This is a genomic window from Planctomonas sp. JC2975 (assembly GCF_012985205.1).
In the GTDB taxonomy this organism is placed as follows: domain Bacteria; phylum Actinomycetota; class Actinomycetes; order Actinomycetales; family Microbacteriaceae; genus Humibacter.
The window spans coordinates 889,181-911,282 of record NZ_JABEKS010000001.1; the positions used below are offsets into that span (position 1 = coordinate 889,181).

At 67.5% G+C, this 22,102-nt stretch carries 18 protein-coding genes and 1 tRNA gene; 6 read left to right on the forward strand and 13 right to left on the reverse strand.

The annotated features are described in order from the left end of the window. Positions 1-100: 100 nt before the first annotated feature. Positions 101-745 (forward strand): hypothetical protein, encoded by a 645-nt coding sequence (locus tag HII28_RS04145; protein WP_170024255.1) that lies wholly within the window; start codon positions 101-103, stop codon positions 743-745. A 42-nt stretch (positions 746-787) separates the two neighbouring features. Here the strand turns inward: HII28_RS04145 and HII28_RS04150 are convergent, their stop codons facing one another. After that, entirely contained in the window at positions 788-2,311 is a 1,524-nt protein-coding gene (locus HII28_RS04150) for an ATP-dependent DNA ligase (protein ID WP_170024256.1), read from the reverse strand. Between the two features lie 105 nt (positions 2,312-2,416). Next, the gene (locus HII28_RS04155; RefSeq protein WP_170024257.1) at positions 2,417-3,793 is read right to left on the reverse strand and encodes a glucose-6-phosphate dehydrogenase; all 1,377 of its coding nucleotides are present in this window, start codon (positions 3,791-3,793) and stop codon (positions 2,417-2,419) included. A gap of 29 nt (positions 3,794-3,822) precedes the next feature. On the opposite strand from HII28_RS04155, the gene HII28_RS04160 reads away from it, so the two are divergent. Beyond that, positions 3,823-5,655: a glycoside hydrolase family 15 protein gene (locus HII28_RS04160; RefSeq protein ID WP_170024258.1), complete on the forward strand. Its 1,833-nt coding sequence runs from the start codon at positions 3,823-3,825 to the stop codon at positions 5,653-5,655. A 64-nt stretch (positions 5,656-5,719) separates the two neighbouring features. Next, positions 5,720-6,451, forward strand: coding sequence for a VIT1/CCC1 transporter family protein (locus HII28_RS04165; protein WP_346769179.1), 732 nt, complete (start codon positions 5,720-5,722; stop codon positions 6,449-6,451). A gap of 121 nt (positions 6,452-6,572) precedes the next feature. Here the strand turns inward: HII28_RS04165 and HII28_RS04170 are convergent, their stop codons facing one another. Both HII28_RS04170 and HII28_RS04175 read right to left on the reverse strand, forming a co-directional pair. Then, complete coding sequence (locus HII28_RS04170) at positions 6,573-7,301, reverse strand: hypothetical protein (protein WP_205864557.1); 729 nt, start codon at positions 7,299-7,301, stop codon at positions 6,573-6,575. Between the two features lie 627 nt (positions 7,302-7,928). Next, positions 7,929-8,513 carry an isochorismatase family cysteine hydrolase gene (locus HII28_RS04175; protein ID WP_205864558.1) on the reverse strand — a complete coding sequence of 195 codons (585 nt, stop codon included), beginning with the start codon at positions 8,511-8,513 and terminating at the stop codon, positions 7,929-7,931. A 222-nt stretch (positions 8,514-8,735) separates the two neighbouring features. Here HII28_RS04175 and HII28_RS04180 point away from each other — a divergent pair, with 222 nt between their 5' ends. Together HII28_RS04180 and HII28_RS04185 are read left to right on the forward strand one after the other, a co-directional pair. Next, on the forward strand, positions 8,736-10,583 hold the full coding sequence (locus HII28_RS04180) for a 2-isopropylmalate synthase (protein WP_170024259.1): 1,848 nt from the start codon (positions 8,736-8,738) through the stop codon (positions 10,581-10,583). A 253-nt stretch (positions 10,584-10,836) separates the two neighbouring features. Next, a tRNA-Lys gene (locus HII28_RS04185) sits at positions 10,837-10,912 on the forward strand. Between the two features lie 400 nt (positions 10,913-11,312). On the opposite strand, the gene HII28_RS04190 is transcribed toward HII28_RS04185, so the two are convergent. The 4 genes from HII28_RS04190 to HII28_RS04205 all read right to left on the reverse strand — a co-directional run bounded on the left by HII28_RS04190 (position 11,313) and on the right by HII28_RS04205 (position 13,477). Next, positions 11,313-11,933 carry a dihydrofolate reductase family protein gene (locus tag HII28_RS04190; RefSeq protein WP_170024260.1) on the reverse strand — a complete coding sequence of 207 codons (621 nt, stop codon included), beginning with the start codon at positions 11,931-11,933 and terminating at the stop codon, positions 11,313-11,315. Next, entirely contained in the window at positions 11,933-12,382 is a 450-nt protein-coding gene (locus HII28_RS04195) for an SRPBCC domain-containing protein (protein WP_205864559.1), read from the reverse strand. The genes HII28_RS04190 and HII28_RS04195 overlap by 1 nt, the downstream gene beginning before the upstream one ends. A gap of 50 nt (positions 12,383-12,432) precedes the next feature. Next, entirely contained in the window at positions 12,433-12,780 is a 348-nt protein-coding gene (locus HII28_RS04200) for a metalloregulator ArsR/SmtB family transcription factor (RefSeq protein ID WP_170024262.1), read from the reverse strand. Between the two features lie 265 nt (positions 12,781-13,045). Further along, on the reverse strand, positions 13,046-13,477 hold the full coding sequence (locus HII28_RS04205) for a hypothetical protein (RefSeq protein ID WP_170024263.1): 432 nt from the start codon (positions 13,475-13,477) through the stop codon (positions 13,046-13,048). 101 nt (positions 13,478-13,578) lie between these two features. Between HII28_RS04205 and HII28_RS04210 the strand changes: the two genes are divergently transcribed. Further along, positions 13,579-14,400: an inositol monophosphatase family protein gene (locus HII28_RS04210; protein ID WP_170024264.1), complete on the forward strand. Its 822-nt coding sequence runs from the start codon at positions 13,579-13,581 to the stop codon at positions 14,398-14,400. Here the strand turns inward: HII28_RS04210 and HII28_RS04215 are convergent, their stop codons facing one another. The 5 genes from HII28_RS04215 to HII28_RS04235 all read right to left on the reverse strand — a co-directional run bounded on the left by HII28_RS04215 (position 14,401) and on the right by HII28_RS04235 (position 21,961). Further along, a complete protein-coding gene (locus HII28_RS04215) occupies positions 14,401-16,104 on the reverse strand; it encodes a SulP family inorganic anion transporter (RefSeq protein WP_170024265.1) in 1,704 nt (567 codons plus the stop codon). It abuts the gene before it with no gap. A gap of 2 nt (positions 16,105-16,106) precedes the next feature. Then, the gene (locus HII28_RS04220) at positions 16,107-17,072 is read right to left on the reverse strand and encodes an HAD family hydrolase (protein WP_170024266.1); all 966 of its coding nucleotides are present in this window, start codon (positions 17,070-17,072) and stop codon (positions 16,107-16,109) included. A gap of 108 nt (positions 17,073-17,180) precedes the next feature. Beyond that, complete coding sequence (locus HII28_RS04225) at positions 17,181-19,520, reverse strand: arylsulfatase (RefSeq protein ID WP_170024267.1); 2,340 nt, start codon at positions 19,518-19,520, stop codon at positions 17,181-17,183. Positions 19,521-19,671: 151 nt separating this feature from the next. Beyond that, entirely contained in the window at positions 19,672-20,748 is a 1,077-nt protein-coding gene (locus HII28_RS04230) for an AI-2E family transporter (protein ID WP_170024268.1), read from the reverse strand. Next, a complete protein-coding gene (locus HII28_RS04235) occupies positions 20,741-21,961 on the reverse strand; it encodes an AI-2E family transporter (protein ID WP_170024269.1) in 1,221 nt (406 codons plus the stop codon). The genes HII28_RS04230 and HII28_RS04235 overlap by 8 nt, the downstream gene beginning before the upstream one ends. Positions 21,962-22,102 lie beyond the last annotated feature (141 nt).

Consider the following 22,102-nt stretch of genomic DNA (forward strand, 5'->3'; position numbering starts at 1 on the left):
ATGCCCCTCGTCCGAGGGCGGCGTGTCCTTTGGAGCTGCGGCCGAGCATCGGCCAAACTGTGATGGCGCGGCGCGCCCGCCCGCACGAAGGAGTTCCATCATGTTCGGTCGTCGGAGGCATGCCGCAGCGTCGGCAGCCCCCATCGTCCCGGCTGTCCCTGCCGTGGTCGCCCTCCCCCGCCTCGCCGACGAGCAGATCTTCGAGCTGGTGCACACGCGCATCGCGGCGGCGATAGGCGAAGGCGGCGAATGGGTCGTTCGCCGAAGGACCGAAGACGACACCGATGAACTCTTCCGCGCCGTTCTGGCCCATCAGGTGGCACTCGACGTCACCGCGGCACTGCGCAGCGCTCAGTCGCAGCTGGAGGCAGGCGAACAGCTGACCGTCTCCTCGCGCACGGGTGCCATTCCTCTCGTCACCGCTCCGCAGGCGTCGACCGAGTCAGCAACGACCGACGTCGAGAGCACGGCTCCGGAAGCGCGCATCGCCGTGAGCGGATCCGAAGCGGATGTCGCACCGGCGGCTCCTGCCGCAGATGTGACGACAGGCGACCTCGTCGCGGATCTCGAGCACGCTCCTGCCCACCGCACCGACGAGCCGGAAGCCGACGACGACGCGGTGCTCGACGAGGAGGCGATCGCCCTCCAGTGGGAGCCGGCGCCGATCACCGTCTGGACCGACCTCAAGCGTCCGGTCACGGGCCCGATCGCCATCCAGCACGCGAACCGCGAACTCGTCCGCTGACCCCGGCCGTTTCTGCGGCCTACCGCGCTCGACCGTCGCGCCTCAGGTGCGCAGCAGTGCGCGCAGCGTCTGGATCGTGTCGGCCTCCTCGGCGGCCTTGTCGTCGCGATACCGCTTGACCCTGGCGAAGCGGAGCGCGACCCCGCCCGGATACCGTGACGATGCCTGCACCCCGTCGATGGCGATCTCCACGACGATCATCGGCTCGACCCACACCGTGCCTGCCGTGCGCCGGATCTCGATCTGAGGGAAGGTCTCGGTTTGCCACCTCAGCAGCTCGTCGGTCAGACCCTTGAACGTCTTGCCGACCATGACGAATCCGCCGGGCTCCCCGAATTCGCCGAGTGGGTCGAGAGCACCCAGGTGCAGGTTGGACAGCCACCCCTGGCGGCGTCCGGATCCCCACTCGCAGGCGAGCACCACTAGGTCGTAGGTGTGGACCGGCTTGACCTTCACCCAGCCGGAGCCGCGCCGTCCGGCCGTGTACGGCGATCCGATCGCCTTGACCACGACGCCCTCGTGCCCGGCGGCAAGGGCCTCGTCCGACAGCGCCTCCGCTTCTGACACGTTATCGGTGATGACGCCTGGCACCACGAACCCGGGAGCGATGCGCTCCAGGATCGGACGGCGCACCGCCAGCGGCTCGTCGAGCAGGTCGCGGCCGTCGAGGTGCAGCACGTCGAAGAAGCGCGGCTTCAGCAACGACTCGCGCGCGGCATCCGCTCCGAATCGCGACATCGTCTCCTGGAACGGACGCGGAGCCCCGGCCTCGTCGAGTGTGAGCGTCTCGCCGTCGAGGATGAAGTCGCGCGCCGCAAACCCGCGAACGGCCTCCACCACCTCCGGCACCCGGTGGGTGATGTCCGCGAGGCTGCGCGTGTACACGCCGACCTCGTCCCCATGCCGGTGCACCTGGATACGCGCGCCGTCCAGCTTGTACTCGACGGATGCCTCACCCGTCGTCGCGAGCGCCTCCGCCACGGTCGCGGCCGACGCTGCGAGCATCGGCCGGACGGGGCGGCCCACTTCGAGCCCTACCTTCGTCAGCGCACTCTCGCCTCCCGAGAGCGCCAACGCAGCCGTCGCGCCGAGGTCGCCGGACAGCATCACAGCCCGGCGAACCACCTCTCCCGATGCGTCCGCCGCCCTCGCGACGGAGTCGATCAGCACACCCTCGAGCGCACCGGTCCGCATCTCCCCCAACAGAGCCCGCACGAGGAAGTCCTGCTCGGCCGCCGCGGCCGCGTGCATCAGCTCGTGGAGGACGGAGCTGCGCAGCGCAGCCGATCCGCTGCCCTCCGCGGAGGCGAGCCGGTCGAGCAAAGCATCCACATTCGACACGGCCAGCGATGGCGCCCCGGCCGGGTCGCCCATGACACCGGAGACCGACCGCCATCCCACACCGAGCCGGCCCTGACGTGGAGAGCCAAGCAGGAGGCCGACGGCCGGTATCACCTCATCGGGTGCCAGCCGCCGCAGCAGCCGGGCCAGAGCGTCCACCTTCGCCAGACGCGACCTCGTGGCCGCGACCTCGCCCGCCACCTCGACGAGTTCGTTCAGCAGCACCGTGACAGTCTTTCGCCCGCCACCGACATCCTCACGGCCATCGCCGCCCGCTGATCCATCGGTATCAGCTGACTCGACTGCCCGTCATCCGCCGGCATCCAGGGGTCATGGGATGGCCGGCCAGCTCGCAGGGCCCTCAGACCCGGCGGCGTAGTCGTCAAGCTGCACGTCGCCTGCGCGCCATGCGCCGAGCACCGGCGCCACGATCCGCCAGCATTCGACGGCGGTGTCGCCGCGCACCGACAGCGACGGATCGCCGTCGAGCAGCCCGGCCAGCACCTCGCCGTAGGCGAGCATGCTGCCCGGCCCGAAGTCGACGTGCATGTCGCTGCGCGAGAGGTACCGCGGGTTGCCTGGACCGTTGGTGTTGAGCTCCAGCACCATCTCGTCTGGCCCCAGCTTGATGCGCAGCCTGGTCGGATGCGCCGCCCCGCGCAGTCCCGTCGGCAGTCGTTGCGCGTCGCGGAACGTGATCACGATCTCGTGCCGCACCTTCCCGATCGCCTTCCCCGACCGCAGCGTGAACGGAACCCCGGCCCAGCGCCAGTTGTCGACCGTGAACGTCACCTGCGCGAGCGTCTCCGTGTTCAGCTCGGGATCCACTCCCTCCTCGTCGACGTACGACGGCAGGACCCGTCCGTCGATCCTGCCCTTCGTGTAGCGCCCTCGGTGACTGGACGCGATGGCGTCGTCGCCCCACACCTTCGTTGCTCGCAGCACGAGGCCCTTGGAGTCACGGAGATCCGCGGCGCTCATCGTCGCCGGCGGTTCCATTGCCGTCACGGCGAGGACTTGCAGCAGGTGGCTCTGGATCATGTCCACGAGCGCCCCTGCGTGGTCGTAGTAACCGGCACGCGACTCGAGTCCGAGCTGCTCGTCGAACACGATGTCGACCCGTGCGACGTGCTGGGCGTTCCACAGCGGCTCGAAGATCCGATTGGCGAACCTCAGCCCGAAGAGGTTCTGCACGGTCGAGTTGCCCAGGAAGTGATCGATGCGATGCACCTGGTCCTCCGGGACGATCGCCGCCAGCCGGCGGTTCAAGGCGGCCGCGCTGCGGACATCCGTTCCGAACGGCTTCTCCAGCGCCAGCCGGAGCCCGTCCGGCAGCTCCACCTTGGTCAGCGCGGCGCACACCTCTTTCGTGACGGCAGGCGGCAACGCGAAGTACAGGGCCGGGGTGCCCTCCGCCTCCTCGAGCAACGCTTTCAGGTCGTCGGGCTTGGTGACGTCGGTCGTCACGTATCGCGTGGAGGCGAGCAGCTCGTCGACGGCCGGCCCCGACGCCTTCTCCGTCGCGAACGAGGTGCGCACGATGTGTCTCCAGTGTGCGGCTGTCCAGTTCTGCGACCCGGCCCCGAGAAGCGTGACCCGACGATTCGGCTCGTGCGTGAGCAGCTGTCCGAGCGCCGGGAGAAGGAGACGAGCGGTGAGATCTCCGCTTGCCCCGAGGATGATCAGAGTCTGGACTGCCTCAGCCATGTCTTCACGCTACCTGCGAGGATGGCGGAATGGCGTTGGCGATCGAGGACTACGCACTCATCAGTGACTGTTACACCGGCGCTCTCGTCGGCAAAGACGGGAGCATCGACTGGTTGTGCATGCCGCGCTACGACTCGGCATCCATCTTCGGCGCGCTGCTGGGCACGGAGGATCATGGCCGCTGGTTGCTGGCTCCGACCCATCCAGAGGCCACAGCCGAGCGCCATTACCGCGGTGAATCCTTCGTGCTAGTCACGACGTGGACGACGCCGACCGGCGTGGTCGAAGTGATCGACGCCATGCCGCGCGGCGACCACAGCGCCAACATCGTGCGGCGCATCCGCGGCATCTCCGGATCCGTTGAACTGCACGTCGACCTGCGCATGCGGTTCAGCTATGCGTCGACGGTGCCGTGGGTACAGCAGCTGCACGATGCGTCCAACACGCTGCAGGCCGTCGCCGGTCCGGATGCGCTCGTCATCCGAGGTGTGGAGCTGACGGCATCCGATCACTCGCACGAAGCGACCTTCACGGTGCATGAGGGCGACGTGATCGACCACTCGCTCGCGTGGTACCCGTCTCATAAGCCGTTGCCGGCGCCGGTGAGCGGGAGCGTCGGCATCCGTGCGACGGAGAAGTGGTGGAACGATTGGGCGTCGACGTTCACCCACCGCGGTTCGTATTCCTCCGAGGTGCTGCGCTCGCTGCTCGTGCTGCGCGCCCTCACGCACGCCGACACCGGCGGCGTCGCGGCGGCCGCGACGACGTCGCTGCCCGAGCATTTCGGCGGAACGCGCAACTGGGACTACCGCTACGTGTGGTTGCGGGATGCCTCGCAGACGCTGAGCGCGCTGCTCGCGCATGGCTACAAGGAGGAGGTCGACCACTGGCGGTGGTGGCTGCTGCGCGCGATCGCCGGCGACCCCGCCGACGTTCAGATCATGTACGGACTCGCCGGGGAGCGATTCCTGCCCGAGTACGAGATCGACTCGCTGCCCGGCTATCACGGCGCCTCGCCGGTGCGCGTCGGAAATGCGGCCGCAAAGCAGTTCCAGGCCGATGTGATCGGCGAGGTCATGATCGCACTCCACGACGCCAGGCTCGTCGGCCTCGAGGAGAACGCCTTCTCGTGGTCGCTGCAGCGCGCGCTGATGACACGCCTCGACCAGGTCGGACACCGTCCCGACCAGGGCATCTGGGAGATCCGGGGGCCCGCGCGCGACTTCACGCACTCCCGCGTGATGGTGTGGGCGGCGTACGACCGCGCCATCCGGGGCGCCGAGGAGTTCGGACTCGATGGTCCGGTCGAGGACTGGCGTCGGCGCCGGATGTCCCTGCGCCGCGAGATCGAGCGCCACGGCTACGACCCGAGGCGCAACACCTTCACCCAGCACTTCCAGACGGCGGAGGTCGACGCCTCGCTGCTCCAGCTCACTCAGGTGGGATTCGTGGCGCCGGACGATCCACGCATGCTCGGCACTGTCCGTGCGATCGAGCAGGACCTCCTGCACCACGGCTTCCTGATGCGCTACCGCTCGAGCACCGATATTGACGGGCTCCCAGCGGGTGAGTATCCGTTCCTTGCGTGCTCCTTCTGGCTCGTCGAGCAGTACGCCCGCTCCGGACGCATCGATGCGGCGCACGAGCTCATGCAGCGCTTGTGCGGCATCGCCAACGACGTCGGACTGCTCAGCGAGGAGTACTCCCCCGTGTCGGGAAGACAGGCGGGCAATACGCCGCAGGCGCTCTCGCACCTGGCGCTCGTGCGGGCCGCGGATGCGATCGCGCGTGCGGAGGGCTACGGCGAGTCCCTCGTCGGGGGCGGATCTCCGTCCCGAGAGCTCGGACAGGCCGACGACTGACCATCGGCGCGCGGTGGGCGGTGGTTCCCACGCCTCGAACAGGTGCGCCGACTAAGATATCTCGGTGCCCGATTCCCCCGTCGTTCCCACGTATCGCGACCCGCACGAGTACGACCACCGTCACTCCGACGTCTCGGGTGGATGGCTCCGCGCGGCGGTCTTCGGCGCGATGGACGGGCTCGTCACCAACATCGCCCTGATCGCCGGCATCGGCGCTGCCGGGGCACCCCGCAGCACGATCATCCTCGCCGGTCTCGCGGGACTCGTGGCCGGCGCGTTCTCCATGGCGCTCGGCGAGTACGCGTCGGTGACCGCGCAGAACGAGCAGGTCGACAAGGAGGCCGAGGTCGAGCGCAGCGCCCTCGACCGCAATCCGATCGGCGAGATGCAGGAGTTGTCGATCACCTTCCGCGATATGGGGATGTCCGAGGAGACAGCGGCGAAGGCCGCAGCAGAGGTGCACGACAATCCCGAGCGTGCCCTGCGCGTGCACGTGACGCACGAGCTCGGCATCGATCCGGATTCCAAGCCGTCGCCATGGATCGCCGGCATATCGTCGTTCGTGATGTTCTCGATCGGCGCGATCGTGCCGCTGCTGTCTTTCCTGTTCGGATCGTCCGAGCTCTGGCTGGGGCTCGCGATCGGCGGCCTCGGACTCGTCGTCGCCGGAGGCCTCGCAGCCCACTTCACCGGCAAGGCGTGGTGGCGCGGCGCGCTGCGCCAGCTGCTGTTCGGTGCGGTCGCCGTCGCGGCCACCTACCTGGTCGGCCGGCTGCTGGGCGTCAACGCGGCCTGAGCCGCGGCGTCGACATCCGCTCCGACGAACGGCGAAAGACTTCGGTTCGCCGGAGCGGATGCGACCTCAGCGTTCAGCCCTGCTCAGGTCGTGGAGTTCGGCCGGCAGCGCCGGCTCGGGATCAGAACCACGAGTTGAATGCGGCATACGCCTTGCTGAACCCCCACGTCGGCTGCACGACGCCCGAGCACGAGTTCGCGCCCTTCGTTCCCGGGCAGCCGCCGTTGTCACGCTGCAGGGCCCAGAAGCTCATGGTCTGCACTCCGTGCGATGCTGCCCACGACACGAGCGGCGCGGCCTCATCGAGAGAGTAGGTCTCCTGAGGTCCGAAGTCGTCGATGCCGTTCATCTGGATGATGCCGACCGTGTTCCACAGGGTGCGCGACGACGCGTTCGGCAAGATGGTCTGCTTCAGCTGCGTCGTGAGTGCGGTGGCCGCCGTCTCCGCGTCCGTCAGCATGTCGTGCGTCGCGCCGTCCCAGAAGTCGAACGTCATGACGTTCACGTCCGCGATCTTCGCGCCGAACTTCGCCGCGGACTGCAGAACGGCCACCCCGCTCGGTGCGAGCCCTTGCGGTGTCGACGGCAGTGTGTACGAGAACGACACCGGCCAGTGGTTGGCCTGGCCCCACTTCTCCACCTCGGCGATCGCCTGGTTGCGCCGGTCGACGCCCGCCTGGTTCGTGATGGAGTCGGCTTCGACGTCGAGATCGATGCGATGCACCTTGTAGGCAGCGAACACGTTCTCGAACGCAAGGGCCACGCTGTGCACGTCCGTGCAGCTGTCGGCGATGTCGGTGTTCGTCGTGTCGGCGGCGTATCCGCCGACACGACGGAATGACGTCGCCACCGCGCGCGCGGATCCGGTCGAACTGAGCGCCGAACACGTCGGGCGAGGCGGGCTTCGTCGTGTCGCCAGCCCAGTACGGCGTGCACGATCCGGGTGCCTCGGTCTGCAGGAAGGCCAGGGTCAGGTACTTGGATCCTGAGTCCTGCGACAGCTGCGACAGATCGGAGACGGTCGTGACATCGATGTACGGCGCCGCCAGGTGCGGCTGAAGCGGCATCCCTGGGTAGACGATCGTATGCGAATGCGGGGTCGGCAGCCAGGGATTCGGGCTCGCCGCCGAAACCGTGCCGGCGGATGCCGGTGCAGCAGCGGCCAGCACGGCCAGAGCGGCAACGGCGACGCCGGTGCCGATGAGAACGGGGACTCGTTTCATGTGGTGCTCCCTTGCGTGATCACGTCGCGCGTTTCGACGCACGACGGTCTGACATGAACGGCGGCCGGCGGATTAGTACACCTTGCTAACAAACCCTCCGTCCATCAGCCTAGCGACGACGGACTCCCCCGGACAAGAGCCACATGACGACCGGCCCGAGCATCGCTCGGCACGCCTCGAAGATCGTGCAGCGGTACCGCGAGCACCACACCTTCGAGAGGAGCGCTCGATCATCCAGAACCGCAGGCGGCAGCTCAGCCGTTCAACGACGCGACGAAGTCCTCGACCGACACCACCGTCGCCTGCTTCGGAAAGACCTTCTGCGTGAGCACCCGATGCACCTCGTCGTCGGAGTCGAAGCAACCGTCTTCCAGCACGACCAGGCGGTAGTCCCGATCCGCGGCGTCGCGCAGCGTGCTGAGCACCACGCCGCTGGTGGCGATCCCGGTGAGCACCAGGGTGTCGATCCCCCGCTCGCGCAACCGAGCGTCGAGATCCGTCGTCCCGAGTGCGCCGACGCGGCGCTTGCGCACGACGAGCTCGCCATCGGCCGGAGCGATCCGTGCGTCGACCTGGGTGTGCTGTGCATCGGCATCCATACGTCCCGATGCGCCGGCCGCGTGGAACCGCGCGTTCGATTCAGGTACTTCGGCAGCCTCCTCGGCCGTGAGCGCCACCCGCACATAGGCGACTGCGAGGCCCGCATCGCGGGCCGCCGTGCGCGCCGAGAGAAGACGTCCGATGAATGCCTCGGCGTCCGGAAGGCTCTGGGTGATGGAGGGCTGCAGATCCATGATCAGCAGCGCCGTGGAATGCGGGTCGAGATTGAGTTCTGGCACGGCGCGGAACGTTACCACCGCGGCTTGTGACGACTTCTACGCATCACTGCCGACTCGCGCGATTCGCTCGCCCAGCGGCATCCGCGCTGCTACGGTCGAGGGATGCAGCGCTTCGGGCTCCTCCTCCTTCGTCGCCACGACGGGGCCTGATCTGCGACCGGCCTCCCGTCGTGGAGGCCCGGCGCGCCGGTCGATCCGACCATCTGAAAAGGATCAACGATCATGTCCGGCACCGCTTTTCCCACCATTTCCACGCCCTCAGGCGGCATGCCCGCCGATGCTGCACCGTGGAACCGGCAACGGTACTCCCAGATGCCGTCCCACCGGTACACGCACGTCTACGACCGAGTTCCCGTTCCGCTGACCGAACGCGAATGGCCGTCGCACCGACTCGAACGCGCACCGCTCTGGGTGCCCGTCGATCTGCGCGACGGCAACCAGGCGCTCGCAGAGCCCATGGATCCAGCACGCAAACGACGATTCTTCGAGTTGCTCGTCGCCATGGGATACAAGGAGATCGAGGTCGGCTATCCCTCCGCCTCGCAGACCGACTTCGACTTCGTGCGGCTCATCGCCGACACGGCTGCGGCCGGTGAGCCGATCGCGCCCGACGATGTCACGATCGTGGTCTTCACGCCGGCACGTCGTGAGCTGATCGAGCGGACCGTCGAGTCGGTGCAGGGCATCGCGAATCCGGTGGTCATCCACATGTACACCGCGACGGCGCCGACCTGGCGAGACGTCGTGCTCGGACAGGATCGCGCAGCGCTCAAGCGGGTGATCCTGGGCGGTGCCGCCGACATCCTCCGTCTCACCGGCGACGCGCCGAACGTGCGCTACGAGTTCTCGCCGGAGGTCTTCAACCTGACCGAGCCCGACTACGTGCTGGAGGTGTGCGATGAGATCACTCAGTTCTGGGATGCGACGCCGCGGCGTCCCGTCATCCTCAATCTGCCGGCGACGGTGGAGGTCGCAACACCCAATGTGTACGCGGACCAGATCGAGTACATGCATCGCAATCTCGCGCGCAGGGACTCGGTGATCCTGTCGGTGCATCCGCACAACGACCGCGGCACGGGGATCGCCTGCGCGGAGCTCGCCGTACTCGCCGGCGCCCAGCGCGTCGAGGGGTGCGTGTTCGGCAACGGCGAGCGCACCGGGAACGTCGACATCGCCACACTCGCGCTCAACCTGCACGCGCAGGGCATCGATCCGATGATCGACTTCAGCGACATCGACGAGATCCGGCGCACGGTCGAGTACTGCACGCGGATGCCCGTGCACGACCGTCATCCGTATGTCGGCGACCTCGTGCACACGGCTTTCAGCGGAACGCACCAGGACGCCATCCGCAAGGGCTTCGCAGAGCACGCCGCGCGTGCGGTCGCCACTGGTGTGCCCGAATCCGAGCTCGAGTGGAGTGTGCCCTATCTGCCGATCGACCCCGCGGACATCGGACGAAGCTACGACGCCGTCATCCGCGTGAACTCGCAGAGCGGCAAGGGCGGCATCGCCTACCTGCTCGAAACCGAGTACGGACTGACGCTGCCCCGTCGGCTGCAAATCGACTTCGCCCGCCACGTGCAGCAGCACACGGACGCCACGGGCGACGAGGTGACCGCAGAGCAGCTGTGGCGGCTGTTCCAGGACGCCTATCTGCCCGGTACCGCCGACAGCGAACGGACTATCGAGGTAGCGAGCTTCGAGGTGCGGGACGAGAGTGAGGGTCCCGGTTCGATGCGCACCGGCATCCGTCTGCGGGTCGACGGTCTGGAGACGGAGAGCGATCACGTCGGTTCCGGGCCGGTCGAGGCGCTCGTGCAGGCGTTGGCCGTGCGGGGAATCCGGGTGGAGGTGCTCTCGCTGACGCAGACCTCGGTCACGTCGGGCAGTGACAGTGAGGCGATCACGCTGCTCGAGTTCCGCGGCGACGACGGGCCCCGATGGGTCGCGGGCCGACACCGCTCCGTGCTCACCGCGAGCACCGCCGCCGTCGTCGCGGCCGCCCGCGCCGTACGGTCCGAATCCGGACGCGAGTCCGTCCTGGCCGACGAGCCGGTCGCCGGCTGAGTCGGTAAACGGGCAGGTCGGGGCACCGGTGGACGCGAGACCGACCGGTGCTCCGATCGCCACGGGCCGCGAGTCCGTGCAGCGAATCGGAACAGGCATCGCGCCCCGTGCATCCGGGCGATGCCGAGGATTCCGGCGGCGCCGTCGGATGTTCGAGCGGCCCGCTGCCGCGACGCGCCTCGATTCGCCCCGACCCCCGACCGGATGCTATGGTTGAGCCTCGGTTCGGAACTTCTCCTGAAGGCCGGATCATGCACCTCTAGCTCAATCGGCAGAGCAACTGACTCTTAATCAGTGGGTTCAGGGTTCAAGTCCCTGGGGGTGCACCACACGAAAACCCCTGGCCGACGCCAAAATGTCTGCCAGGGGTTTCCTGTTTCCGGTCGAGGGACCCGGATGCTATGGAGTTCCCAGGGCTGGGTGCGGAAACGGGCGAAGTAGGCCGCAGCTGCGGTCACATACTCGCTTGCAGAGCTCTCGATCGTGTGCCCGTGGATCGCGGTTGTGAGTGCAATCGAACTGTGCACGAGTTCGCTCGACGGCTGTCAGGTCACGACCAGCGGTGAGCGACGGGATCCGACGGCTGCAGCTCGTCAGTCCCTGTTTTCCGGCCCACGGATGAGCGTTGAGCGCCAGCCTCTGGCATCGCGTCATGGTCGGATGGAAACGGTGGTGCAGGACACGTGCGCGTACGCATGTCGCGCTACCGCGCGTGAGGGCACAACTGCGCTAACGCTGTCGGACCGCGTACGTGAGGTGAGTCGCTCGCGCCGACGCCTCGGACCTGACCTGCTGGAGCGCGATCCGTCCGGCGTCGACGTTCTCGAAGAGCCGGATCCCGGATCCGAACAGTACAGGCGACAACGCGATCGAGAACTCGTCGACGAGGCCGGCGTTCAGGTACTCGACGATCGTGGCACCGCCGCCGGAGATCCGCACATCCCGATCCCCTGCGGCCTCGCGGGCACGATCGAGCGCGGACCGGATGCCGTCGTCCACGAAGTAGAAGGTGGTCCCTCCCAGCCGCACCCAGGGATCCCTGCGCTCGTGTGTCATGACGAACACCGGCGTGTGGAACGGCGCCTCGTCCGGCCAGGCGTGCTCGCCCGCGTCGAACATGCGCTTGCCCATGACGCTCGCACCGGTTCGCTCGAACGTCGTTCTGGCGATTTCGTTGTCGAGGCCCTCCTCCCCGCCTCCACCGAGCTTCAGGCTCTCGCGCATGAAACGGGTCGGGAAGACCCAATGCTGCAACTCCATCCACTGCTGCCCCATCAATTCCTCGGGGGACTCAGGGGCGATGAATCCGTCGATCGACATCGAAACGGAGAAGAACACCATGCCGGCCATCAGGCCTCGCCTTCTTTCGACAGCGTCTCGGAGACGTACGCGGCCAGGTTGTCCAGCGTCTGCCGCCCAGCCTCGATGGCCCGGAACTTCTCCGCCGCCTCGTCTCGAAGCTCCTTGGTGGGAAACACGGTTCGCATCTCGAGGTGCGTCCCTGGTCCTTCGGCCGCGAAGGTCAGGACCGATTCGAAGGCATCAGGATCGTCGTGGAACTCGCCGTGCAGCATGGTGATGCGTTCCGGCGCAACGATCTCGGTCCAGAGGATCCACTCCGGATAGTGCGAGCCGTCCGGGCCGTGCTGCACGAAACTCCACTCGCCGCCGACGCGGAACTCGAAGGACGTCGTGGTCGTCGTGAACCCCTCCGGTCCCCACCACTGCGAAAGATGCCGCAGCTCGGTGAACGCCTCGAAGACGAGTTCCCGCGCCGCAGCGATCTGTCTCGAGATCACGATCTCCCTGTCGGACGTCGCGGATGTCTGTGCCGTTCGTTCCGGCCGATTCATGCGTCACTCTCCCGTCGTGCCTGCTCGAGGTCTCGAACGTAGGCTTCCAGCCGATCGAAGCTCTCGTTCCAGAAACGCTCGAATCCGCCTGTCCATTCGTGCACGGTTCGGAGGCCGCTGGCGTCGAGTCCGTACACGCGCTGCTTGCCGGCCTTGCGGTCGCGCACCAGCCCGACCTCCCTGAGCACGCGGAGGTGCTTCGATACGCCGGGCTGCGGCATCCCCAGGTCATGCGCCAGCTCCGTGACCGGTCTCTCGCCCGACCGCAGCAGGACCAGGATCTCGCGTCGACGCGGCTCGGCGATCGCGTTGAAGACGTCCGACGTCGTCGCTGCTCGTGCCATGACGCGATCATATACCCATATGGATATGTGTTGTGTCGCAATCCTTCCCGGTTCGCGCCGATCTCCGGCGTCAGCCGATCCCGCGGTCGGATGCTTCGCCTAGCGTTGTGCGACGGATGGACCGTCGACGGGCACCACGGGCGAGTTCCCCGACTTACCCGGTCAGGTCAGGATCGGCTTTGTCGTTGCACCAGGCGGCGTCGTGATCGGACTGAAGCAGCGAACCCGACACGGTCCAGCCGAGAGGTGCAGCGGACTCCGACAGTCAGTTGTGCGGATTGGATGTCGGGCGGTTGGTCGCACCGGGGGCGGATCCGCTCCGCCCCCTCGACGTGGACTGCGGATCCGGCGTCGAGGTGGCCGTTGGCTGTTCCGTTGCGCCTCCGGACGACGACGATCCGTCGTCCGCCGACCGGGACTGCTCCGTCGTGACGGACGGCGACGGGATGCCGCTGCCCTGAACCCCGCCGATCCGCATCGGAGTCGACGTTCCAGTCGGCCGCCCGGACGGCGGCCCGGTCGTGCCGTTCTGAGACGACGCCCCGCCAGACGACTGCAGGGCGGACAACGACGGTCCGCCGGCGAGACCGGACACGATCCACACCAGAGACACGACGCACGCTCCGAGCATCGCCGCGCCCGCGGCGATGCGGATCACCTGGAGCCGACGACCGCTGATGTCGACGAAGGGCCGCATGCCTCGTCGATCGCGCTGGACGTGTCGGGCTCTCCGCGTCATCGTGCCCACAAGGGTAGCCCACGCGATGACGGGCCTTGCCTCTGGCTAGGCTTGCGCAGGTGACCGATCACGACGAGGACCTCTCTCTCGCCCTGCGTCTCGCGGACGCCGCCGACGCCATCTCCGGCGCGCGTTTCCGCGCGAACGACCTGCACATCACCACGAAGCCCGACCGCACCCACGTGACGGATGCCGACCAGACCGTCGAGCGCGCCATCCGCGAGCTCCTCACTGCGGAGCGTCCGCACGACGCCGTGCTCGGCGAGGAGTACGGCGACTCAGGCGAGGATCCGCGCTCGGCGCACCGCATCTGGATCATCGACCCGATCGACGGCACGCACAGCTTCGAACGCGGGCTGCCGATGTGGGGCACTCTGATCGCCCTGGTCGTCGACGGGGAGCCGGTCGTCGGCGTCGCGAGCTCGCCTGCCCTCGGCAAACGGTGGTGGGCGTCCGCCGGCGGCGGGGCCTGGATGACGGAGACCGGAGCGCAGCGCGCAGCGGCAGAGACCGACGACGAGCCGACGCGGCTGTGGGTGTCCGGCATCGGCCGACTCGCTGATTCCGCGATCAGCTACCAGAGCGTCCAGCAGTGGGACCACGCCGGCCATCTCGACCACCTCATCGACCTGACGCGAACGGTGTGGCGCGATCGCGCCTACGGGGATGTCTGGGCGTACACACTGCTCGCCGAAGGGCTGATCGAGGTCGTCGCCGAGTTCGGGCTGCATCCGTACGACATCGCCGCGCTGGTGCCGATCGTGCAGGAGGCGGGCGGACGGGTCACCTCGGTGAACGGCGGACCCGTGCTCTGGGACGGCAGCGCCGTCGCCACCAACGGCGCCGTGCACGACGAACTGCTCGCACTCCTCGGGAGCTGATCAGGCGTCGGATCCGCGCGGCTTCCGCGCGACATCCGGCGTTCCCGGTTCCTTCGGCTGCGCAGAATCGCTCGGCGACGCAGCGCGCGAGGCGAACGCAGCGTCGATCGACGGGACCACCCTCCCGTCGTCGACGAGTCCCCTGAACCAGAGCGACTTGTCCAGGAGGTCGCGAGCACCCGATTGCACCTCGGCGAGCACCAATCGCACTCCGGTGCCGGCGAGTTCGCGGTCGAGGTCTTCCAGGCCATCGAGCACCGTTGCGGAGGTAACCCGCATCCGTCCGAGGTCGACGACGACGGTATCCAGTGGCCGTGCGGCATCCACGAGTTCGAGCAGGCGGTTCTCGGTGGCCAGGATGTTGGCCGTGTACATGCCGCTCTCGACGGAGACCGCGAGCATCCCGTCCCTCGCACCGTGCTCGGACGTGCGCACGCGCGTGATCTCGCGGATCACCAGCCCGAAGGTGATGACCACGCCGGCCGCGACCGCGACGAGGAGACCGGCCGTCAGTCCGAGTGCTGCCACGACGATCGCCGTCCAGAGGTCCCGTCTGCTGAGCCGCGCGAGCCGGAGGATCGCCTTTACATCGATCAGGCCGATCACCGCCACGAACACGAGCGACGCGAGCGTGGCCTGCGGCAGGAGGCTGAGCACGGGTGCCAGCAGCACAGCCACGAGAATGGCGAGCACCACCGTGACCAGCCCGGATACCTGCGATCTGGCCCCCGCATTCTTGTTCACCGCGCTCTGCGAGAACCCTCCGGCGGACGGCATCGCCTGGAAGAACGCCCCGGCCACGTTCGCCACCGCCGTCGCCAGCAGTTCCTGGTTCGAGTCGATCTGCGGCTCCCCCGGCTCGCGGATGCCACGTGCCACCGCCGTCGACTCGAGGAACGCCATCACCGCGATCGCCAGGGCACCTGGCACGAGCCCCGCGATGTGCGCGAACGTAGGGAGGGTGGGAAGCGGGATGCCGTACGGTACTTCCGCGATCAGCTTCACGCCGGCATCCGTCAACGGTGTGAACGCCGCCAGCAGGATGCCGGCCACCACCACGATGAGCGGTCCTGGCACTCGTCTGGCGAAGCGTCTGATGAGCAGAAGGACGACGATGGAGCACCCCGAGAGAATGGTGGTTGCGAGGTTCGCGTTCGGAATGGCCTCGACCACCGCGACGAACGACCGGATGAAACCGTGCCCGCTGAAGTCGTCCGTCTCTCCCAGCAGCTTCGGCAGCTGACCTACTGCGACGGTCGCGCCGACGCCGATCTGCACCCCGATGATGGTGGACCTGTTGATGGCCTCGACGACGCTGCCGAGGCGAAGGATACGTGCGAGCAACAGCATCGCGCCGACCAGCAGGGTCAGCATGCAGAGGTCGCCGACGGGATCCGTGCTCGTGGATGCGACGCCCGCAGTGACGAGCGTGGTGGCGGTCAGCGTCGCAATGGTCGACGTCGTGGAAACGCTCATGGCCCGGGATCCGCCGAGCAGTGCGTAGACCAGCATCGGCACCATGCACGTGTAGAGCCCCACCTGCACAGGCAGGTTGGCGATGGTCGCGTAGGCCATCGCCTGCGGTACGACGACGGCCCCCGCCGATAGTCCGGCGAGCACGTCCCAACCAAGGTTGCTCGGACGGTACCCCTGGAGCGTCGGGAGGAGCCAGCTGCGACGCTTCGGCAGAGGTGGCGCTGCCACGCTCACGAGCGTGCGCCCCCGTCTCCGTGACCGGCCGAAGCCTCGGTGCCGACGGGTCGGCTGTAGACCTTCGCCCAGTCCTCTTTGATGCTGACCATGGCGAGCCCGAGCTCGGCGGCCGCCGCCAGCGCTTTCTCCGCACCCGTGTCGTATGCCGGATCGCCGCGGCCCGTGTCGTCGTCGTGATGCACGAGGAGTCCGAATCCCCGCGGGTTCGTGCGCACGTACGCCAGCATGTCGAGGTCGCCGTTCGAGTTGCCGGCGGCGAACAGAGGTCGACGGCCGATCCGCGACCACAGACGGACCGGCTTCTCCGGACCGTCGTTGAAGAAGTCGAAGGACGGCGCGTACAGCACCTCGCCGTCCTTGTACTCCAGCCCGACGGCGGAGCCGATCACCCGTTCGAACGGAACCCCGTAGAAATCCTGCGTGATCGGACGCATGAAGTCGCGGTCTCCGGCCGACGCGATGTAGCACGTGAATCCGTGCTCTGCCAGGTAAGCCAGCAGCTCGACCATCGGCGCGAACACGACGTCCCGATACGGCCTGTTCAGCGTCGGATGCCTGGCGGTGCGGAAGAAGTCCGCGACCGACTCGGCGTAGTCCTCGACGTTCATGCCCGCGGTGTTGCCGACGAGCGCACGGATCATCACCTTGAGGTCCGAGTCGTCACCTGCGTAGTTCTTGTCGATCGCGCCTGCCAGCCAGGAGAGATCCCCGGAGACCACGGCCTTGTACGGCTGGGTGTCCGCAAGCTCCGGCTTCGCCTCAGCGATCGCCGTCCACTGCTCGACGATGTAATGGATCTCCGTCTGCATCGGCTTCTCGGTCCACAGCGTGCCGTCGTTGTCGAAGACCGCGACTCTGTCTTCGACCGGCACCGGATGATCGCCCGACGTGACAGCCTCGACGAACTCCTCGATGCGCCTCTTCGTCGGGCCGTCGCGCCACGATGCCAAGTCGGCCATGACGTCCTCCTTCGTGTCGAACGGGCGAAGAGCCCGGATGTACTGAGGCGCCGCCCGCCCGGATCCCCCAGTGCGGACGGCGCCACGTCGGTCGTGCGTCGGCGTCCGTCAGTCGCGAGCCATCGCTGCCGCGAGGTGCGCCTCCAGGTCGACGTACGCGTCATCCGCGATGTCGAAGACGACCCGTTCGATCGCCCCTCCCGAGAAGTCGAACCCGTGGCCGTACAGGTCCGACACGGGGTCGGCGCTGTCGCGGCCGATCGTGAGCCCTTCGCCGCAGAGCGAGAAGTGGCCGAGCACGGTGCGGATCTGCTTCTCGCCCACCTGCTGGTCGTCGATGTACAGCTTCACTGGGCCTTTCGGCTCGCGGTACTGGCCGACGCCTTCCTTCACGAACTCCACGCCGATGATGTGCTTGCCTGAAGTCGGGACCGGCGCTGCGACGTGATCCTCAGGCGGGATGCCGAGGAAGTTGTACACGTAGTACACCCGGCCGTCCTTCACGACCAGCGCATGCCCGCCGAACCGCGAGCCGTGTGCGAAGATCACGCCCTGCGTGTCCGGCGTGAACTCGACCTCGGCGGCGATCTTGTACGAGCCGCCGTGCACGTTCGCGGCGCTCCGTTCGGGGATCTCGCTGGTGTCCGGATAGTAGATGAACTGCCCGGATGGCGGGGCCGGCTGGTGGAACTCCATGCCGAGGAAGGTTTCATAGTCCTTCGGATTGCCGATGATCTGCAGGTCGTTGAGCGGCAGGACCTCGTTCCGCTTCGCCTCGGACAGCCAGAGCGCCTTCAGCTCCTCGACCTTCTCGGGATGTTGATCGGCCACGTCGTGCGCTTCCGACCGATCGACGTCCGTGTGGAACAGCTGCCACGTGTCGTGTTCGAAGCCGCTCATGCCGCTGACTGGCCCGTGCTCGGTGACCGCCTTCCAGCCGTCCTGCCAGATGCCGCGGTTGCCGAACATCTCGTAGTACTGCACGGGCTTCGTCGTTGCTGCGTCCGACGAGTCGAAGCTGTAGCGCATCGACACGCCGTCAAGCGGACGCTGCTTCACGCCGTTGTACTCCTCAGGCATCTCCACCCCGCAGACGTCGAGGATCGTCGCGACGATGTCCGTCGAGTGGTGGTACTGGCTGCGGATCTCGCCACGAGCCTTGATGCCGGCCGGCCACGAGATGACGAGCGGGTCGCTGATGCCGCCCTGGTACACGTACCGCTTGAACATGCGGTACGGGGTCGAGAACGCGGCGGCCCATCCGGTCGGATAGTGGTTGTAGGTCTCCGGCGAGCCGAGCTTGTCGACCATGAGCAGGTTCTGCGCCTCGTCGTCCGGGTAGCCGCCGAAGATCTTGCCCTCGTTGACGGATCCGTTCGGCGACCCCTCACCGGATGCCCCGTTGTCCGCAGCGTAGATGACCAGCGTGTTCTCGAGCTGGCCCGACTCCTCGAGATAGTCGATGATGCGGCCGACCTGTGCGTCGGTGTACTCGCTGAAGCCGGCGTACACCTCCGCCATCCGGCAGAACATCGCCTTCTCCTCGTCGTTCAGCTCCGCCCAGGGCCGCACCCGGTCCGTCTCGGTGAACGTGCCGTCCGGCATCGGGTTGAGGTCCGTGAGCTCCGTGCCCTCCGGCAGGATGCCGCGTTCGATCATGCGCGGGAGCACCCACTCGCGGTAGGCCTCGTACCCGTCGTCGAACGCGCCCCTGTACTTGTCGATGTACTCCTGGGGAGCGTGATGCGGCGCATGGTTCGCACCGGGGCAGAACCACAGGTACCAGGGGCGATCCGGCTCGGTCTGCTTGACGTCGCGGATCATCTTCAGCGCCTGGTCGGCGAGGTCCTTCGAGAGGTGGTAGCCGTCCTCGGGAAGGTACGGCTGGTCGATGTAGTGGTTGTCCTCCGCGAGCGACGGATACCAGTTGTTCGTCTCCCCGCCGATGAATCCGTAGAAGCGGTCGTAGCCCTGCGCAAGCGGCCAGTTCTTCTTGTTCGCCCCTGCCGTCCACTCGTCGATCGGGACATTGTGGTTCTTGCCGACCCAGAACGTCGACCATCCCGCGTCCCTGAGAACGTTCGCCATCGTCGCGTTGTGTGGCGGGATGTGCGAGTTGTAGCCAGGGAATCCGGTCGACGACTCCGAGATGGACGCGAATCCGTTCGCGTGGTGGTTGCGTCCGGTGAGGAACGTCGAGCGCGTCGGCGAGCACAGCGCCGTCGTGTGCCACTGCGCGTACGTGAGACCGTTCTTCGCGAGACGGTCCATCGTCGGCATGTTGATGCGACCGCCGTACGGTGACCAGGCGGCCTGTCCGGTGTCGTCGTAGAGCACGACCAGGATGTTCGGCGATCCCTTGGGCGCCTGGTTCGACAGGAACGCCGGCCAATCCGCCTTGGAGTCCCGCACGTCGAGCTTGACGTCGCCCTTGAATTCCCGTGGCATCCGCATCCTCCCCATTGCCTGGATCGCTTGGTGTCGCGACGCAGTCGAAGCCCCCATCGCACGATCAACGTTATGAGCGGATGCCCGGCGGCCGGGTGGTCGTCGACCCATTCACCCGATTGGTGCGACGACACGCGCGACGCACCAGGGGTCATCCGGATGCACGCTGCCGGTCGCCCGTGATCCAGCGCGACCAGCGGGCATCCGGATCGATCTCCACGATGAGAGTGCGCGTCAGCAGCGTCATCGGGATCGCCAGGATGGCGCCGACGGGACCGAGCACGACGGTCCAGAACAACACGGAGAAGAAGGTCAGCGTGAGCCCGAGCGACACGGTGCTGGAGACGAATCGCGGCTGCACGAGCTCCTGCAGCACGACATTGATGACGCAGTACGCCACGACCACGGCGAGCGCCTGCGGCCATCCCCCGGTGACGAGGGCGAGCACCGTCGGCGGAATCATGCCGATGACGAAGCCGATGTTCGGCACGTAATTGGTGACGAAGGCGAGCACGATCCAGATCGGAACACCCGGAACGTGAAGAGCCCAGAGCACGACGCCGTCGAGCAAGGCGACGATGGCGCCGAAGATCGAGTTCACCACGAAGTAGGCCCGAACCCCGTGCGCCCACCTCCCGAGTGCGTCGAGCAGCGCACCGTGCCAGTCCCCGAACTCGTCTCGCAGTTCTTCGATCCGGGACCCGTCGCCCGCCATGAAGATGATGTAGGCGAGCACGAAGAAGAATGCGAGTGCGGCGGAGAACACGGCGTGAGCGATCGCGCCGGCGGCCGAAGCGAGCGTCTTCGGATCGACGGCCGATGCGATACCCGCCGTCGTGTCGGTGTCGACGCCGACCGATTTGAGGAACGACTCCAACGAGCCGGTCGCGGACGCGAGAGCGGCACTCTGGTCGGCGACCAGATGGCCGAATTGCACGGCCGCGAAGACGATCAGGCCACCGATGACGCCCAGTACGGCGTAGGCAAGGGCGATCACGGCCGTCGTGCCCACCCAGCGCGGAGCACCCGCGCGATCGAGGCGGCGCCGCACGGGATGCACCGTCACCACGACGATCAGTGCGGTGAGGGCGGGGGCGAGCAGGTCGCGTCCGAGCCAGAGGCACACGATCGCGACACCGAATGCCGCCAGCACGATCACGAGGCGGGCTCCTGAGCCGAAGCCGCCGTGTGCAGGATGCGAGGCGGTGTCGTCGACCGGGTCAGCCATCCCTGGTGCCCTCGGGCGCGGGTGGCGTCGGCGCCGTGCCTCGCTTGGCCGCCTTGGCCGCCTGCCTGGTGCGCTTCAGCGCTGCCGTCTCCTCGGCGATGTAGGGCTGCGTGTCGCGGAGGTCGCCGATCAGGGGCCGCCACCAGCGTGCCCGGGGGTCGGAGTCGATGAGGATGGTGCGAACCAGGAGTGTGAGCGGCACCGCCAGGATCGCGCCGATCGGGCCGATCACGACGGCCCAGAAGAGCACGGAGACGAAGGTGATCGTCTGGCTCAGCGCGACCGCGTTGCCGACGACGCGTGGTTGGATGATCGACTGAACGACGGAGTTGACCACGCCGTACACGACGAGGATCGCGACGAACACCCCCCAGCCGCCCGTGAGCAGGCCGAAGACCAGCGGCGGGATGATCGCGATGAAGTACCCGATGTTCGGGATGAAGCTGCACAGGAACGAGAGCAGTCCCCAGAGGAGGGCGCCCGGCACCTGCAGGATCACGAGCGCTGCCCAGTTCAGCAGTCCCTGGACGATGCCGAGTCCGGTCGTTGCGACCATGTATTTGCGCACGCCGCCGGCGAACTGGGACATCGCCGCCACCAGGTGGGGACGACGCAACGCGACCTGCTTCGAGATGGCGGACAGCGCACTGGCGTCGACGGCCATGAGGATGAGGCAGGTGAGGATGACGACGAGCCCGAACGTGATGTTCGCCACGCTGCCGAGGATCCCGCCGACCGCTCCGATCAGCCTGCCCGGATCGAAGCCTGCGGTCACCGCCTGCACCTGGGACTGATCGAATCCCACCGACTTGAGCCAGGATCCGATGGCCTTGCCGATCTCCTCGATCTGCGGCGCAAACTGCGGCAGAAGGGTGGCGAACTGGGCGAGGGCGACGATGAGCGCCGTGACGAATGCGGCGAGCAGCACGAACACGGCGGCGATCACCGAGCCGGTCGCGAGACCACGGTTCACGCCATGCCTCTCCAGCGCACGGCGGAGCGGATGCACGCACACCGTGAGGACCAGCGCGAGCAGTACAGGGGCGAGGAATCCGCGCAACCAGTACATGCCGACGGCAGTGACGACACCGCCCGCGAGACCGAGCAGGATGGCGTCGGCACGCGGGAGCGTCGGTGCCGTCGGCAAATCCTGGTCCTCGACGATGGGCTCCGTACTGGCGGTCTCCGTCTTGCGCTTACGCCACCACGACATCGCGCCCCCTCCGTCGGTGCACAAACTAACGACTGCGCCTGCGGTCCCGAGCCCCGCACGGGTCTATCACCCGAAACGGAGGACCGTGCATGCTGTGTGCGCGATTAGGGTCTACTGGGTCGGACCGCCGATCGGAGGCTG

What these genes read in the sequence shown, in the direction of transcription:
- HII28_RS04145 (WP_170024255.1), top strand. Translation starts at nt 101, where the DNA reads ATGTTCGGTCGTCGGAGGCATGCCGCAGCGTCGGCAGCCCCCATCGTC.
- HII28_RS04155 (WP_170024257.1), bottom strand. Translation starts at nt 3,793, where the DNA reads ATGGCTGAGGCAGTCCAGACTCTGATCATCCTCGGGGCAAGCGGAGAT.
- HII28_RS04160 (WP_170024258.1), top strand. Translation starts at nt 3,823, where the DNA reads ATGGCGTTGGCGATCGAGGACTACGCACTCATCAGTGACTGTTACACC.
- HII28_RS04180 (WP_170024259.1), top strand. Translation starts at nt 8,736, where the DNA reads ATGTCCGGCACCGCTTTTCCCACCATTTCCACGCCCTCAGGCGGCATG.
- HII28_RS04190 (WP_170024260.1), bottom strand. Translation starts at nt 11,933, where the DNA reads ATGGCCGGCATGGTGTTCTTCTCCGTTTCGATGTCGATCGACGGATTC.
- HII28_RS04200 (WP_170024262.1), bottom strand. Translation starts at nt 12,780, where the DNA reads ATGGCACGAGCAGCGACGACGTCGGACGTCTTCAACGCGATCGCCGAG.
- HII28_RS04205 (WP_170024263.1), bottom strand. Translation starts at nt 13,477, where the DNA reads ATGCGGCCCTTCGTCGACATCAGCGGTCGTCGGCTCCAGGTGATCCGC.
- HII28_RS04220 (WP_170024266.1), bottom strand. Translation starts at nt 17,072, where the DNA reads ATGGCCGACTTGGCATCGTGGCGCGACGGCCCGACGAAGAGGCGCATC.
- HII28_RS04225 (WP_170024267.1), bottom strand. Translation starts at nt 19,520, where the DNA reads ATGCCACGGGAATTCAAGGGCGACGTCAAGCTCGACGTGCGGGACTCC.
- HII28_RS04230 (WP_170024268.1), bottom strand. Translation starts at nt 20,748, where the DNA reads ATGGCTGACCCGGTCGACGACACCGCCTCGCATCCTGCACACGGCGGC.
- HII28_RS04235 (WP_170024269.1), bottom strand. Translation starts at nt 21,961, where the DNA reads ATGTCGTGGTGGCGTAAGCGCAAGACGGAGACCGCCAGTACGGAGCCC.